At 64.7% G+C, this 15845-nt stretch carries 12 protein-coding genes, 1 pseudogene and 1 riboswitch; of the genes and pseudogenes, 10 read left to right on the plus strand and 3 right to left on the minus strand.

Annotation, left to right across the window (positions count from 1 at the left end):
* Window positions 1-8: 8 nt before the first annotated feature.
* The 6 genes from DRF71_RS25275 to DRF71_RS25300 all read left to right on the plus strand — a co-directional run bounded on the left by DRF71_RS25275 (window position 9) and on the right by DRF71_RS25300 (window position 5500).
* Window positions 9-1037: a trans-3-hydroxy-L-proline dehydratase gene (locus tag DRF71_RS25275; RefSeq protein WP_112313227.1), complete on the plus strand. Its 1029-nt coding sequence runs from the start codon at window positions 9-11 to the stop codon at window positions 1035-1037.
* A gap of 61 nt (window positions 1038-1098) precedes the next feature.
* Window positions 1099-1294: riboswitch (cobalamin riboswitch) on the plus strand.
* 198 nt (window positions 1295-1492) lie between these two features.
* Complete coding sequence (locus tag DRF71_RS25280) at window positions 1493-2485, plus strand: ABC transporter substrate-binding protein (protein ID WP_408634570.1); 993 nt, start codon at window positions 1493-1495, stop codon at window positions 2483-2485.
* 78 nt (window positions 2486-2563) lie between these two features.
* Window positions 2564-3550, plus strand: coding sequence for a FecCD family ABC transporter permease (locus tag DRF71_RS25285; RefSeq protein ID WP_232831693.1), 987 nt, complete (start codon window positions 2564-2566; stop codon window positions 3548-3550).
* Window positions 3547-4320, plus strand: coding sequence for an ABC transporter ATP-binding protein (locus DRF71_RS25290; protein ID WP_112313230.1), 774 nt, complete (start codon window positions 3547-3549; stop codon window positions 4318-4320). The genes DRF71_RS25285 and DRF71_RS25290 overlap by 4 nt, the downstream gene beginning before the upstream one ends.
* Window positions 4317-4736 carry a pseudoazurin gene (locus tag DRF71_RS25295; protein ID WP_198672376.1) on the plus strand — a complete coding sequence of 140 codons (420 nt, stop codon included), beginning with the start codon at window positions 4317-4319 and terminating at the stop codon, window positions 4734-4736. The genes DRF71_RS25290 and DRF71_RS25295 overlap by 4 nt, the downstream gene beginning before the upstream one ends.
* Window positions 4733-5500, plus strand: coding sequence for a class I SAM-dependent methyltransferase (locus tag DRF71_RS25300; RefSeq protein ID WP_198672377.1), 768 nt, complete (start codon window positions 4733-4735; stop codon window positions 5498-5500). The genes DRF71_RS25295 and DRF71_RS25300 overlap by 4 nt, the downstream gene beginning before the upstream one ends.
* A 6-nt stretch (window positions 5501-5506) precedes the next feature.
* On the opposite strand, the gene nanR is transcribed toward DRF71_RS25300, so the two are convergent.
* Window positions 5507-6235: a transcriptional regulator NanR gene (gene nanR, locus DRF71_RS25305; protein WP_112313232.1), complete on the minus strand. Its 729-nt coding sequence runs from the start codon at window positions 6233-6235 to the stop codon at window positions 5507-5509.
* Between the two features lie 158 nt (window positions 6236-6393).
* Window positions 6394-7596, minus strand: coding sequence for a glycosyltransferase family 2 protein (locus DRF71_RS25310; protein ID WP_198672378.1), 1203 nt, complete (start codon window positions 7594-7596; stop codon window positions 6394-6396).
* Between the two features lie 196 nt (window positions 7597-7792).
* Between DRF71_RS25310 and DRF71_RS25315 the strand changes: the two genes are divergently transcribed.
* The 4 genes from DRF71_RS25315 to DRF71_RS25330 all read left to right on the plus strand — a co-directional run bounded on the left by DRF71_RS25315 (window position 7793) and on the right by DRF71_RS25330 (window position 12972).
* Window positions 7793-9694 (plus strand): hypothetical protein, encoded by a 1902-nt coding sequence (locus DRF71_RS25315; RefSeq protein WP_112313233.1) that lies wholly within the window; start codon window positions 7793-7795, stop codon window positions 9692-9694.
* On the plus strand, window positions 9691-10101 hold the full coding sequence (locus tag DRF71_RS25320) for a GtrA family protein (RefSeq protein ID WP_112313234.1): 411 nt from the start codon (window positions 9691-9693) through the stop codon (window positions 10099-10101). The genes DRF71_RS25315 and DRF71_RS25320 overlap by 4 nt, the downstream gene beginning before the upstream one ends.
* Before the next feature lie 94 nt (window positions 10102-10195).
* Complete coding sequence (locus DRF71_RS25325; RefSeq protein WP_112313235.1) at window positions 10196-11362, plus strand: nucleotide sugar dehydrogenase; 1167 nt, start codon at window positions 10196-10198, stop codon at window positions 11360-11362.
* Window positions 11363-11511: 149 nt separating this feature from the next.
* Window positions 11512-12972, plus strand: a complete 1461-nt coding sequence (locus DRF71_RS25330; protein WP_112313361.1) for a mannose-1-phosphate guanylyltransferase/mannose-6-phosphate isomerase — start codon at window positions 11512-11514, stop codon at window positions 12970-12972.
* Window positions 12973-14828: 1856 nt separating this feature from the next.
* Here the strand turns inward: DRF71_RS25330 and DRF71_RS25335 are convergent.
* A pseudogene (locus tag DRF71_RS25335) lies at window positions 14829-15800 on the minus strand (ATP-binding protein).
* Between the last annotated feature and the right edge of the window lie 45 nt (window positions 15801-15845).

The raw sequence follows: 15845 nt of genomic DNA on the forward strand, positions 1-15845 counted from the left end.
GGCCCATCATGCGCTCTATCAAGACCATTCACGTCATCTCCGCCCATGCTGAGGGCGAGGTCGGAGATGTCATCGTCGGCGGCGTCCGCCCGCCGCCCGGCGAGACGATCTGGGCCCAGTCGCGCTGGATCGCCGAAGATGAAACCCTGAGAAACTTTGTCCTGAACGAGCCCAGGGGCGGTGTTTTCCGCCATGTGAACCTGCTGGTGCCGCCGAAAGACCCGCGCGCCGATGCCGCCTTTATCATCATGGAGCCCGAAGATACGCCGCCGATGTCGGGATCGAACTCGATCTGCGTTTCCACCGTGCTGCTTGACGGCGGCATCATCCCGATGGTGGAGCCCGAGACGCGGATGGTGCTGGAGGCACCGGGCGGGCTGGTGAATATCCGCGCCGAATGTCGGGGCGGCAAGGCGGAACGGATCTTCGTCGAGAACCTTCCCTCTTTCGCGGAACGCCTCGATGCGAGGCTGGAGGTCGAGGGGCTGGGCACCCTGACGGTTGACACTGCCTGGGGCGGTGACAGCTTCGTCTTTGTCGATGCCAAAGCGCTTGGATTCAGCCTCACCCCGGACGAGGCGCATGACATTGCGAAACTGGGTGTGAAGATCTCGGATGCCGGCACCGAACAGCTGGGTTTCCGTCACCCGACCAATCCGGACTGGACGCATTATTCCTTTTGCCTGTTCGCCGGCGAGGTCAGCCGCCAGGGCAATGAGCTGCGCGCCGGGGCGGCGGTGGCGATCCGGCCAGGCAAGGTTGACCGCTCGCCCACCGGAACCGCGCTGTCGGCGCGGATGGCGGTGCTGCATGCACGCGGTCAGATGGCCGAGGGCGACCGGCTGACGGCGGTATCGCTGATTGGCTCAGAATTTCAGGGGCGCATTCTGGGCACAGTCGATCTTGCCGGCACGCCCGCTATCCGGCCCGAGATTTCCGGGCGCGGCTGGATCACCGGCATTCATCAGCACATGCTGGACCCGTCTGACCCCTGGCCGGGCGGCTACCGGCTTTCCGACACCTGGGGCGCGCGCTGAGCCAGAAGTTTTGCCCCGGTATTTTTCCCGGTGCTTTGCCATTGAAGCGGGCAGCATTTGCCCATAATCAGGGCATGTCGGTTTCCGTAAGGAATTGAAAGGGAATCCGTCATCCCCCCGGGGATGAACCGGAACTGCCCCCGCAACTGTAGGCGGCGAGGATCCGCGCGACAAAGCCACTGTGGGTCACCCATGGGAAGGCCGCGCTGATCCGGTGACCCGCCAGTCAGGAGACCTGCCGACATGTGCAACCAACTTGACCCGGGCGGGGCGTCCGGGGAGGCGAGATATGAACCTGACCCGCAGATGCGACCCCGCATCCCGAGCCGCCAGCCTGCGCAGATCGCGCCGGGCCAGCCTGTACGCGCGTCAGCGGCTTTGCGCTTTCCATCGGCTCCCCGTCCTGATCCAATCGGAGATCCCGGATGCGATATTTCCTGAAGATGCGTTTTCCCATGGCGGCCTCGCTGGCTGTGATCTGTCTTGCCGCCCCGGCACTGGCAGAAACCAGCTATCCGCTGAAGCTGCAGAATTGCGGTGTCGAACTGAGCTTTGACAAGGCGCCGGAAAGTGCGGTGACGGTCGGTCAGGCCACGACCGAGATCCTGTACGCCCTGGGGCTGGGCGACAAGGTCCAGGGCACCTCGGTCTGGTTCACCGATGTGCTGCCAGAGTTCACGGATCTGAATGCAGGGATCGAGCGGCTGGCCGATAACGACCCGTCCTTCGAGAGCGTGGTCGCCAAACGGCCGGGCATCGTGACGGCGCAATATGAGTGGCATATCGGCCCGCAAGGCATTGTCGCCACCCGCGAGCAATTCGCCGATCTGGGCATTCCGGCCTATATCCTGCCCGCCGATTGCATCGGGAAAGACAACACGGCCGGTTCGGATGGCACCAGGCTTGAGCCCTATACGATGCAGGGGATCTATCTTGGCATCGAAGAGCTGGCGACGATTTTCAACATCGGGGACAAGGGGGGCGAGGTCGTGGCCGGCCTGAAGGCGCGCGAGGCGGCAGCGGTCGCAGCGGCCCGGGCACTGGATCTGAAAGAGGCTTCGGCGGTGTTCTGGTTCTCGTCGGCCGAGATGGATATTGACCCCTATGTCGCCGGAAATGGCGGCGCGCCGGCCTGGATGATGGCCTCGCTGGGGCTGAAAAACGTGGTGGACAGCCCCGAGGAATGGCCGGTTGTCTCCTGGGAGACCATCGCGCGGGCGAACCCCGATGTGATCGTGATCGCCCGGATGGATCGCCGCCGCTTCGAGGCGGATGACTATGAGAAGAAGCTGGAATTCCTGAAATCCGACCCGGTGGCCAGCCAGATGGAGGCGGTGAAGAATGGCCGCATCGTCATCATCGACGCCCATGCGATGGACCCTTCGATCCGCAACATCGCGGCGCTGGAAGAGCTGGCGGCGGCGCTGCCGGCCTTCGCGCTGAAATGATCCGCCAGAAGTGATCCGCGCGCAATGATCAGGCCGGCCACCCCTGTTGCACTTATTGCCCATGTCGCGCTGCGCGGCATGGCGGGGGTGGCCGTGCTTCTGGCGGCGGTGCTGACGGGCGTGATCCTTGGCGAGACGCCTTTGCCCTGGGCCACCGTCTGGGCTGCGCTGGCCAATAATCTCTGGGGTGCCGGGCTGCCGGTCGATCCGATTGATCAGGGGATCATCTGGTCCTACCGGGTGCCGCGCACCCTGGTGGCCGCCGGGTGTGGCGCGGGGCTGGCACTGGCCGGTGTCGTGTTGCAGGCGCTGGTCAGGAATGCGCTGGCAGACCCCTATCTGCTGGGCGTCTCTGCCGGAGCCTCGACCGGCGCGGTGGCGGTGACGATCATGGGGGTCGGCGCGGGGGCGATCGGGATCTCGGGCGGCGCTTTCCTCGGCGCGGCCCTGGCCTTTGGTCTCGTCGCGGCGCTGGCGCGGGCGGCGGGAGGGGGGCCGGCGCATATGGTGCTTGCCGGCATCGCCGGATCGCAGCTTTTCAATGCGCTCACCTCTTTTTTCATCGCAAAATCCGCCAATGCCGAACAGGCGCGCGGCATCATGTTCTGGCTTTTGGGCAATCTCTCGGGCGTGCGCTGGCCGGATGTGACGCTGGCCTTGCCGGTCGCAGTTCTGGGTTTCTTTGCCTGTCTCTGGCATGCCCGCGCGCTGGATGCGTTTTCCTTTGGCTCGGACGCCGCCTCGTCTTTGGGGATCGCGGTCAGGCGGGTGCAGATCGTGCTGATCGGCGCGGTGACGCTGATGACGGCAACCATGGTGAGCCTTGTTGGCTCTATCGGATTTGTCGGCCTGGTGATCCCTCATGCGGCGCGGTTCCTTGTCGGCCCGCGCCATGGGCGGCTGATACCGGCGGCGGCGCTGGCTGGGGCGGTGTTCCTGATCGCGGCCGACGTGGTCTCGCGCATGCTGATCCCGGGCCAGGTGGTGCCGATCGGCGTGGTCACGGCGCTGGTCGGCGCCCCCGGATTCGCGCTGATTCTGGTTCGGGGGAGGGTACGCGGATGAGGATCAGGGCCGAGGGCCTTGGCTGGTCTGCGCGGGGGCGCGCCATTGTCGAGGGCATCACGCTGGAGGTGGCCAGCGGCGAGACGCTTGGTCTGATCGGCCCGAATGGCTCTGGCAAATCGACGCTGCTGAAGCTGTTCGCGGGGATCGCGGCGCGCGCGCGCGGCTCTGTCAGCCTTGACGGCACCACCCTCTCGGGCATGAGCCGCCGCGACATCGCGCGCCGCATCGCCTTTGTCGAACAACAGGCCCAGACCGCCGAAGCGCTGAGCGTGCGCGACGCGGTCGAGCTGGGCCGCACCCCCTGGCTCTCGCCGCTGGCGCCTTTCGGGGCGGAGGATGCCGCGATTTGCCAGGAGGCGCTGGCGCGGGTGGGGATGGAGGCGATGGCCAACCGATCCTGGACAACGCTTTCAGGGGGCGAACGGCAGCGCGTCCATATCGCCCGTGCTCTGGCGCAGCGTCCGCAGGTGATGCTGCTGGATGAGCCGACCAATCACCTTGATATCCACCATCAGCTCTCGCTCTTGCGGCTGGTATCCGAGCTGCCGGTGACGGTGGTGATCGCGCTCCACGACCTGAACCAGGCGCTTGGCTGTGACCGGCTGGCGGTGATGGAGGGCGGGCGCCTCGCAGCCCTCGGCCCCCCCCGCGAGGTGCTGACCCCCGAGCGCCTCGCCCGTATCTTCCGGGTCGGCGCGCGCGTGCTGACCGACCCGGCCGACGGCGCCACGCAATTCCGTTTTCACTGTCTTGAGGATCAGCCATGAAATCCGCTCTTGCCGCTCTGTTTTTGATGATCGCCGCCCCCGCCTTCGCCGAGACGCATGAGGTCGGGATGTATAACCGCTCGGAAAACGGGCCGATGATCTATGAACCGTCTTATCTGAAAATCGCGCCGGGCGATTCCGTGCGCTTCATCCCGACCCAGCCCAGTCACAACGCTGCAACCATCGACGATATGATCCCCGAAGGCGCCACGCCGTTCAAATCGAAGATCAATGAGGATTTCACCGTCACTTTCGAGGTGCCGGGTGCCTATGGGATCAAATGTTCGCCGCATGTGGCGATGGGGATGGTGATGCTGATCCATGTCGGCGATGTGACGGAAACGCCCTTGCCCGAGGCGCTGCCGAAAAAGGCACGGGAGCGGTTCGAGATGATCCTCTCCGGCCTGCCTCAGTGAAAAACCGCGATCTGTCTGACGAGATCCGCGAGTACTGGTCGCGGCGGTCAGAGAGCTTTGATCTGGCTTTCGGCCATGCCATCGCGCCGGGTGTCGAGGCGGCGGCCTGGGCGCAGCCGATGCGCGACCACCTGCCGCCGGCGCCTTCGCGGGTGCTGGAACTCGGCTGTGGCACTGGCGAGGTGACGCGGCTGGTCCATGATCTGGGCCATGAGGTTACCGCGCTGGATTTCGCCGGCCCGATGCTGGCGGTGGCGCGGGCGAAACATGCCGGCAAGCCGCGGCTGCGCTTTCTGCTGGCAGATGCGCAGCAGACGATGGAGCCCGATGCCAGCCATGACGCGATCCTTTGCCGGCATCTGGTCTGGACGCTGACCCGGCCGGAAGAGGCTTTTGCCGACTGGTTCCGCGTGCTGCGGCCGGGCGGGCGGCTTCTGGTTTATGACGGCGACTGGGCGGCGCCCTCGCGCATGGGCCGCTGGCCCGCCCGGCTGCTGGCGCTGTGGGAGCGGCTTTCGCCCGACCCGCATTATGATGGCGCGATGGGCCAGCGGCATGCGGCGATTATGGGGGCACTGCCCTTTGGCGCCGGGCTGCGGTTCGGGACCCTGACGCCCCTGCTGGAACAGGCGGGGTTTACCTCGGTCACCCGGCATTCCCATGGCCCGATTGCCAGGGCGCAGCGGCGGGTGAACGGGCTGCGCAACCGGCTCCGGACCAGGGTATATGAGCGCTTTATCCTGGTGGCGCAGAAGCCGGGGTAAGGGGCGTCAGCCCTGCGGGTAAAGCCGTTCCGACCGGTCGAGATGCTTTTGCATCATCGCTGCCGCCTGTTCAGGGTCGCGGGCCTCCAGCGCATCGGTGATCGCCTCATGCTCGGAAAGCGTCACCGTCTCATGCCCCGACCAGTGCAGCAAAGTGTTGTGATGGTTGAAGAGCCAGCCCAGCATGGCATGCGACAGCGCGGTGATCACCGGATTGCCAAGGATCGCCGCCAGCGCGGTGTGAAAGTCGATATCGGCGCGCATGAAGGCGGGCGTGTCTCCAAGCGCTGCGCGCTGCACCCGGATCAGATCGCGCAGCCGCGCCACATCGGCCGGCATCGCCTTTTCGGCGATCATCCGCGCCAGACCTGTCTCGAACAGCCGCCTCGCATCGCGCAGATGGCCCAGATTGCCGGGTTCTGCCGCGATTAAGAGGCTGGCGATATCATTGATCTGATGCAGCGCCAGGTCCGGGTTCAGCGCATTGACGCGGCTGCGTTCGCCATGGGAAATGGTGATCAGCCCCTGGGTATGAAGCTGTTGCAGCGCCTCACGCACCGCAGGGCGGCCGACGCCCATCCGCGCCATCATCTCGCGCTCGGACGGCAGGGCGTCACCCGGGCGCAGCTGCCCCGACGCGATCATGGCCCGCAGCTGTTCGACCACGGAATCCGACAGTTTGCGCCGGGCAACGGGGGCAAGCGAGAGATCGGGGGGGCTGGCTTCTGGCTTCATCACGGAACTCTGGCGGCGCGGTGCCGAACTGGCATGATGATATAATGACCATTGGCCCAGGGGAAGCGCCCACAGTATCGCCGCATCCGGGCAAGGCAGAATGCGAAACGCCCCCGGCCTTGCAGCCAGGGGCGTGGTCCGGATCGTGAGGGCTCAGGTCAGCCGATCTGGAAACCGGGAGCACGCCGCATCAGGGCAGATTTTTCCGTCTCGGGGGCGGGCAGGTTCTGGTTCAGCAGGCCCCAGAGGAAGCCGTTGGTGACCGATTGCAGCCCCAGCCCGGCCAGAACCGAGATCAGCGAGGCAGAGCGGGCGATGGTCGCGATGTCGAGATCGCCAAAGCCCGTCTGCGCCCAGCGGATCACGGCGACCAGGGTGGTCAGCACGGCCAGCGCGATCAGGAAAGCGCCCCATTTGCAGGCCGTATCGACGTTGAAACTGCGCCGCATCGACTCGAACCGCGGCGAGGAGGGCAGAAGGCCGAACCGCACCGCGAAAAGCCGTGCCAGCGCGTGAAACCACAGCATCTGAAAGCCGGTCAGAACCACGGTCGCCATCAGGATCAGCGAACCGGTCGCGAATGTCATGCCTCCGATCTGCACCGGCCCCAGCATCAGCGCGGCGAAGGCCGGCAGGCCAAGCGCCAGCATCATCAGCCCCGGGATCATAAACAGCGAGAAAGGCGCGAAGGTCAGCAACAGCTTGAGATGCCGCCAGCCATCGCGCCAGCTGCGCAGATGCGGCGGGCGCGAGCGGCCATCGGGGGAAAGTGTGGTTGGAACCTCTTCGATCCTCAGCCCCGCCAGCGAGGCGCGGATCACCATTTCCGAGGCGAATTCCATCCCCGGCGTGGTCAGGCCAAGGCCCAGCACCGCCTCACGCGAGAAACCGCGCAAGCCGCAATGGAAATCTTTTACCGGCGTCGCGTAAAGCACGCGACCGATGGTCGAAAGCACCGGATTGCCGAGATAGCGGTGCAAAGGCGGCATGGCACCTTTGGCGATGCCGCCTTTGAAACGATTGCCCATGACCAGATCGGCGCCAGCCCGCAGCCTTTCGACAAAACCGTCCAGCCGCGAGAAGTCATAGCTGTCATCGCTGTCGCCCATGATGACGAAACGGCCCTTCGCGGCCTGGATCCCGGCGCCAAGCGCCGCGCCATAGCCGCGCACCGGCACCGGCACCACGCGGGCGCCAAGATTTTCCGCGATTTCCTGGCTGCCATCGGTCGAGCCGTTATCGGCGATCACCACCTCGCCCTGGATCCCCGAGCGGCGCAGATAGTCCTGTGCCTTGGTGATGCAGGTGGCAAGCGTCTCGGCCTCGTTGAGGCAGGGCATCAGGATGGTGAGTTCGGTCACAACGCAGCTCCGCTTTTAGGGCTGACTGCATGTCTCGCGCCGAATTGTGCCAGGATTGGGGAAAGGGGGGGGCGATTTGAGGATTGCCCCTGGCGGTTTTCGCAGAATGATCCAGCCCCGGCCATGTTTTGGCCTGTTTCCAATGATCAGGCTATGCGCGAGTAGATCGATTCATTGTTCGTGCCGGAGAAACACTGTGCCAGCCAGCCCGACCGGCTCCGGCCTGCGGAAATACCTCGCTTTCAGGCCGCTTCTGTGGCTCCTCCTTGGGCTGGTGGTCTTGCGGGGCGCATTGGGCTGGGCTGGACTGGACGAGCGTATCCTGACCGCCGACAGCGACGATCTGTTGCGCATGGTGATGGTGCGCGACTGGCTGGCCGGGCAAAGCTGGTTCGACACGCAGCAATACCGCATCCTGCCGCCCGAGGGGATCTCGATCCACTGGTCGCGCTATATCGACGCGGCGCTTGGCGGCATCATCTGGCTTGGGGGACTTTGGGTCGCGATGCCGGTGGCGGAACAGATCGCAATGGTGATCTGGCCGACGCTGCTTCTGTGCCTGTTGCTGGCGCTGAACGGGGTGGCTGCGCTGCGGATTTCCGGGCCTGAGGCGGCGGTGGGGGCGATGCTCGCCGTATTCCTCTGGCCCAAGATCGCCGGGTTTGAATTCGCGGTCGGTCGGGTCGATCACCACAATGTCCAGATCCTGTGCATCTCGGTTCTTGCCTTTGCGATGATCTGGCCGGCGGCCTCGGCCCGGGGTCAGTTTCTGGCGGCAATTGCCGGAGGGCTGGCGGCGGCGGTCTCGCTGGCTGTCGGGCTTGAGATGCTGCCGGTGCTGCTGATCATCTGGGCGATGGCCGGACTGCGCTTTGCCTTTGAGGCGCCGGGGGAAGTGCCAGGGGAAGTGCCGGGTGCAGGGCGCTGGCTGGCGGTCTTTGCCGTGACGCTTGGCCTTGCGGCGCCTTTGCTGATGGCGGGGCAGGTTCCTGTTGCGGTCTGGGTCAGGCCCTATTGCGACGCGCTGGCGCCGCCGGTGCTGTCCTTGTTGCTGATTGGAGTGGTCGTCTCGGTCGTGCCGGTGCTGCTGGCCCGCCGCCTGTCTGGCCGCCTGTCTGGCCGCTGGTCGCGGATCACCCTGATGGCGGTGCTGCTGCTGGCGGGGTTCGGCCTTGCCTGGCCGCTTCTTGGCCCCTGTATCTCGGGCCCCTATGGCGCGCTGAGCGACGAGGCCCGCGCGATCATCGCGACCCGGATCGGCGAGACGCAATCGGCCTTTCTGCTGGCGATCCGCAAAGGGGCGGGGTTCGATTTCAACTTTCTCTATTCCTGGATTCTGCTGCCGGTTGCGACGGGCTTCGCGCTGTTCGCGCGTCGCCGCCTCGGCCCGGCAGAGCGGCAGGGCCTGGTGCTGATGCTGGTGATCGGCTGGGTCGGCGTGCTGGGCGCGATGGATCAGATCCGCGCCGCCACGCTGGGAACGCCCGCGATCCCCTTTCTGACCGGCTTTGTGCTGAAAGAGCTGATTGTCCTTGGCCGGGCCGGCGCTCAGCGCGTTGCGGCGCTGGCGATCATGGCGGGTTTTGCGCTTCTCGCCTGGCCGGTCGAGGTGATGCAGCCCATAAGGGCCGCGCTGACCACCAAAGCTGCGCCGCAGGCAGCGGGCGCCGCGATACCTGCGGTATCGGGCGAGACCTGCCGCAGCGAGGCCGCCTTTCAGGCGCTGAACGCGGTGCCGCCGGCGCTGATGGCCACCACCATCAATATGGGGGTACGGGTGCTGTATTTCACGCCGCATAGCGTAACCTCGGCCCCCTATCACCGCAGCAGCGACGCCTTTGCCAATGGCGAAGCGCCCTTCCGCGACCCCGAAGCCATGCTCGCGATGCTGCGTCGCAGCGGCGCGGGCTATGTGATCCTCTGCGCAAGCCAGGACTATGCGAAAGAGGATATGGGCTTTGCCTCTGAGCTGCAGTCGGGCACCTTGCCGCCCTGGCTGCGCCGGGTCGATCTGCCGGGGCAGGGGCAGGGGCAGGGGCAGGGCGGCGCGCTGATCCTGTTGCAGCTCACCGAGCCTTTGCCCGGGGCTGCGCCATGACCGCCGGACCGATCCTGCGCGCCTTTGGCCGCGCTGCCCTGCCGCGTTTTCTGCTGGTGGGTGGGGGTTTCGCGCTGGTCAATGCGGTGCTGGCCGCGCTTTTGACCGGGCTGTTGCCCTGGCCGGCCTCGGCCAGCGCGGCGCTGGCCTGGATCCTGTGCATCCCGCCGGCCTGGGCCTGCCAGCGCCATTTCACCTTTCGCGAGGCCACCCCCCGACGGGGCGGGGCGCTTTTGTACCTGGTGACCCAGGCGCTTGGCCTCGCCATCTCGGCAGGCGCCGGCGCGCTGTTCGCCAGCGGCGCTTTCCTGCGTGACATGACCGTCTATCTGATCGCCTCGGCCCTGGCGGCGGGGCTGAGCTATGTGATCGCCCGCCGCGTCATCTTTGTGGAGCCGCCGCAATGAGGCCCGCAAACCAGTCAGACCGGGTGACAAACCCGGCCACCCAGGACATGAAAGGCGCGGTGCCGATGCATCCGCCGGTACGGAGTATTGAGAGATGAAGATTGCCGTTGCCGGGCTTGGCTATGTCGGGCTGTCAAACGCGGTTCTGCTGGCGCAAAACCATGATGTCACTGCGGTCGATATTTCCGCCAGCCGGGTGAATATGGTCAATGAGGGCCGCTCGCCCATCGTCGATGCCGATATCGAGGCGGCGCTGGCGGCGGGGGGGCTGCGGCTCCGCGCCACGTCTGATGCGGCCTCGGCCTGGGCGACGGCGGAATTCGTCATCGTGGCGACGCCCACCAATTATGATCCGCATAACAACTATTTCGACACATCCAGCGTCGAGCAGGTGATCGCCGATGTCACCCGCGTCAACCCGGATGCGACCATCGTGATCAAATCCACCATCCCGGTCGGCTTCGTGACCCGCATCCGGGCCGAGCTGCAGACCGGCCAGGTGATCTTCAGCCCCGAATTCCTGCGCGAGGGAAGGGCGCTTTACGACAACCTGCACCCCTCGCGCATCATTGTCGGCGAACGCTCTGACCGGGCCCGCCGCTTTGCCGATCTGCTGCTGGAAGGCGCGATCAGCAAGGATGTCGAACTGCTGTTCACCGACCCGTCCGAGGCCGAGGCGATCAAGCTGTTCGCCAATACGTTCCTTGCGATGCGGGTGGCGTTCTTCAACGAGCTCGACAGCTACGCCCTGTCGCGGGATATGGACAGCCGCCAGATCATCGACGGCGTCTGTCTCGATCCGAGGATCGGCGCGCATTACAACAACCCCTCTTTCGGCTATGGCGGCTATTGCCTGCCGAAGGACACCAAGCAGCTGCTGGCAAATTATTCCGAAGTGCCGCAGAATCTGATCGCCGCCATTGTCGATGCCAACCGCACCCGCAAGGATTATCTCTCGGACTGCATCATTGCGCTGAAGCCGAAGGTCGTCGGCGTCTACCGGCTGGTGATGAAGGCCGGGTCCGACAATTTCCGGCAAAGCTCGATCCAGGGCATTATGAAGCGGATCAAGGCCAAGGGGATCCGCGTCGTGGTGTTTGAGCCGGCGCTGGAAGAGGCCGAGTTCTTCGGATCAAAGGTCGAGCGGGATCTGGCCGCCTTCAAGGCGGGATCGGATCTGATTCTGGCGAACCGGCGCAGCCCCGAGCTTGCGGATGTCGAGGAGAAGGTCTTTACCCGCGACCTGTTTGGCGCGGACTGATCCCGGCGCGCAGTTGCGGAAAATCTGCGGTTTTCCCGCAACTGGTCACCGGAATGCCGTGATCCTTTGTATTTTAACGCTGCGAGGCGGGCATTTGCCCCCGGGCAGAACCCGAATTGCATATGAGAGAGGTCGCCATGATCCCGTCAATGGCCCAGTCAGTCCGGAAGATTGCGCCGATCCTGCTTTGCGGCGGCTCTGGCACGCGGCTCTGGCCGTTGTCGCGCAAAAGCTATCCCAAGCAGTTCGCGCTGGAAAGCGGCGGGATGACACTGTTCCAGGCCTCGGCCGCGCGGCTCTCGGGTGAGGGGGACGGGCTGGCTTTCACCCGCCCGCTGGTGGTGACCGGCGGCGATTTCCGCTTTATCGTGACCGAGCAGCTGGCGGCCATCGACGCCGATCCCGGTCCGATCCTGATCGAGCCGGCGGCGAGGAATACCGCGCCCGCCGTGCTTGCGGCGGCGCTTTACCTGCATCAGAGCGACCCGGAGTCGCTGGCGCTGGTGGCGCCTTCGGATCATGCGATCCCCGACAGTGCGGCCTTTCGCGCCGCCGTTGCGCGTGGGGTGGATGCGGTGCACCAGGGTCAGATCGTCACCTTCGGCATCACGCCGGACCGGGCCGAGACCGGCTATGGCTGGCTGGAGCTTGCCGTCAGACCGCAGGCGGGCGAGGCGGTGAGGCTGGGCCGTTTTGTCGAGAAACCCGATGCGGTCCGGGCGGTGGCGATGCTGGAGGCGGGGAATTTCCTCTGGAATGCGGGTATCTTCCTGTTCCGCACCGCCGATCTGATCGCCGCCTATGAGCGCTTCGCCCCCGCCATGACCCTCTCTGTCCGCGAGGCGCTGGCGGGTGGCGTCAGCGATCTGGGATTCCTGCGGCTGGCTGCCGGGCCCTGGTCGGATGTCGAGGATGTCTCAATCGACTATGCGGTGATGGAAAAGGCCGACAATCTCTCGGTCGTGCCCTTCTCGGGCGGCTGGTCGGATCTGGGCGGCTGGGATGCGGTCTGGCGCGATGGCGGCCCGGATGCCGAGGGCAATGTGCTGGGCGGCCATGCCACCGCCATTGATTGCCAGAACACGCTTTTGCGCTCGGAATCCGATGCGGTCGAGCTGGTGGGGATCGGCCTTGAGGGGCTGATCGCGGTCGCCATGCCCGATGCGGTGCTGGTCGCGCGCGCCGACCGGGCGCAGGATGTGAAACAGGCGGTGGCCGCGCTGAAAGCCAAAGGCGCCCGCCAGGCCGAGACATTGCCGCGCGACTACCGGCCCTGGGGCTGGTATGAAAGCCTGGTGGTCGGCGAGCGTTTCCAGGTGAAGCGCATCCATGTCCATCCCGGCGCCGCGTTGTCGCTGCAATCGCATTTCCACCGCTCGGAACACTGGATCGTGGTCGAAGGCACCGCGCGGGTCACGGTCGATGACCGGGTGCAACTGGTATCGGAGAACCAGTCGATCTATGTGCCGCTCGGATCGGTCCACCGGATGGAGAACCCCGGCAAAGTGCCGATGGTGCTGATCGAGGTGCAGACCGGCACCTATCTGGGCGAGGATGACATCATTCGCTACGAGGATGTCTATTCCCGGGGCCAGGGCGCCAAAGGCTGAACCCGGCGGCCCCGGCGCGGCTTTCGACCGCGCCGGGATCATCCGGAATCCGGGTCGGGCGTGGCCGTCTTTTTCGTCAACCCATCCGGGCGAGGGGAGCGGCAGGCTCCAGCCGACTTGCACCGGTTGCGGGCGCATCTGCCCTGGCATCCGTCATGGCGGATATGCCGGTCGGTGCCAGCCACGGAAAAGAAGCCTGCCCCATACCGGCTCCCGCGGGCATGCCGGCACGGATGCCCGTCTCCTCTTTTCGGTGGAACCCATATCCTCTCTCTGACCATGCCCTGGGGCATTTGGCGGTATTTGCCGCCCTCACGGCACCGGAACAGCTGGCCTGTGGCGGGGCTCTGCCGTTCTAAAGCAGAATACCGCCGTTGCGCGCCGCTCGGCGATACAGAAGGCAGCATCATCAGAGCCTCGATGAAGAGGCCGGATGTCGCAGGCGATGAAGACCTGCGGGCAGCCGCCTGACCGATGGGATCCTGGTCCGGAACCTGCCCGGCGATCCCAGGCCGGATGCGGGTCCGTCCCATGATCGAAAGCACCAGGTGCGGCTATGGTGCGAAACGGGCGCCGCTGGCTGGTCGGTCTCACGCAACACAACAGGCGATGCACCGGATAGTCCCGACCCACTCTGAAAATGTATTGCTGCCGGCGCGGGTCCCCGAGGAACCACACAGGTGTAGGGGGGTAGTAACATCTGGACGAGTTCCCAGAAGCCATGAGAACGCTGGAAGCCATTGAAAAGATAACAGGAAAAGAAATTTCTGGTGCCGCGTGGCGAAGTGGAGCGATGAAACCAGGGGGGTGAAAATGAGCGAGCCGGGGATGATGACCGCGCATCTGACCGACATTTACCCCGCATCCGGTCGACATTGCCGCGCAACGGCTAACATACTGAACCGAAATGGCTTTCCGGCACCATAAACGAGGCGGTTCCGCCATAAAAGCCCTTCAGGCGATTGGCGGCTGAATCGGAGAACTGGGAAAATCGTTCCCAGTTCATGATCTGGCAGACCGGAAGGGTGAAATGCGCAATGAAGTAAGGGCCGCAGGCTGTCAATCGCAGCCTGCGGCCCTGTGACCAAACTGGGAACGGGAATCCAGCCCTCCGGGTGTCAGTATCTGGTTCCCGGCTGTATGATCAGGCAGCATCCTGACAGTTCGAGACCATTAGCACCGTCGCTTCAATAATCGCCGCGATAGTTGGTAAGAGCAGCGCCCGCCGTTGATCGTCATGGCCCTGTCGCCAACCCACCCCTGCCCATAGGCGGTGAGTACGAACCAGCGCCGACCTTTCTTTTCGATAACTGTAGCCGGAGCGTGATCGGGCACCGCCTGGCACAAGACTTGGTTCTTATCGCATATGGGCATCCCGCCCTTCACCCAGCAATCCTTCTGTACAATTGAGGTGCAGAGCGCGCGGACACAGTCATCGAAAGCCTTGTCTGCCTGGGCGGCCCCCTAAGTGAGGGCCAGCGCTACGGCAGCGATTAACACATTGCGAAACACTGTGCGACTCCTGCGGTTTGCGCTGAGCAAAAATCCAGGCCCGAACTTCCTGAAGGTGCCGATCACTCAACTTCGTCAGGCTGTCCGCCCCGAACGATCTTATAATGAACGGTACATAATGGTGCAGGTCGCCCAGTTGCTTAGACCTTGCCTTGATCGCCTTGATCGCCTTGATCGTCTGGTTACGGCTTTACCGGTGCCGACTTCATGCTTCCTGAGATGCCACGTTGACGTGATATCCATCCGAGCGCTTTGGTATACTGGTCCGGTGTCATCTCGTGGTAGCTGTTGACACCGACGTGATCGTTGCCTGTTGATTTTCAGCTGGAACTGAGCCGGTTTTTTCATTGAGAAATGCGCCACTTCTGACTATGGATTTCGGGTCGGGTCGGGTCGGGTCGTGGTCCAGGCATGGTTTGTGTCCTTCTTGTTTCTGGCGACTGCGGCTGATCTGATCTGGGTTTGACGCGGACGCTGTCGTTTCCGGTTTCGGGGTCGGACCATTGTGGCGCCATTGGTTCGAGCCCAATGGCGATGGGCAGCGTTGGGTGAGGCGGTCGGGCAGGGCGGTGGTCATCCTGGCGTCACCAAAGACCGTGGCCCACGCGCTGAAGCTGATATTTGTGGTGATCACGACGCTGATGCGTTGGCAGAGCTTGCTCAGCAGCTGGACCAGCAATGCCCCGCCCGAGGCGCTGAACGGCAGATCTCCGGGTTCGTCCAGGTCGACGAGGCTCCGAAAACGATCCGGGGGATCGTTTTCCCGAGGAGGGCAAATCGAGGCGGGTCAGGCTTTCGGCAATTTGCCCAACCTTACCCCCAGCCTTTTCCTGCTCGGGGGCGTTGACCAGTTCGATGGTGGAGAAGAACCGGACCTTGTGGCGGTGATGTTCTATGGCCTGGATCCCGAGGGCTGCCGCGACGTGTGTCTTGCCGGTGCCCGGGCCCCCGATCAGGATGACATTCCGAGCGCCATCGAGGAACGCGCAGCGGTGCAGCGTCCGGACGGTGGCCTCGTTGATCGCCCTGGCCGCGAAGTCGAGGCCTGCGAGATCTTTGTAGGCCGGGCGCCGTCCATGGGCCGCCACTGGTTCAAGGCCGATGGCGGCGGGGCAGCCTTCATGTGACAGGCGATGGAGCGCAGCTCGCGTTCGGCCAATTCGGCCTTCAGCACCTGTGACAGGATGGGATGGCGGCTTCGAAAGCCGGGGCCCCCGCTCGATGAGATCCTCGACGGCCTGGGCCATGCCATACATCTTCAGGCTGCGCAGCATGAGGACGCCCGTTCTGTTTTGGGGCACCAGCGGCAGGGTCATCACGCATGGCGGCCTCCCACAGCGCTCTGGCTGCGCAGGGCGTCA

The sequence above is a fragment of the Pseudogemmobacter bohemicus genome (assembly GCF_003290025.1).
In the GTDB taxonomy this organism is placed as follows: Bacteria; Pseudomonadota; Alphaproteobacteria; order Rhodobacterales; family Rhodobacteraceae; genus Pseudogemmobacter; species Pseudogemmobacter bohemicus.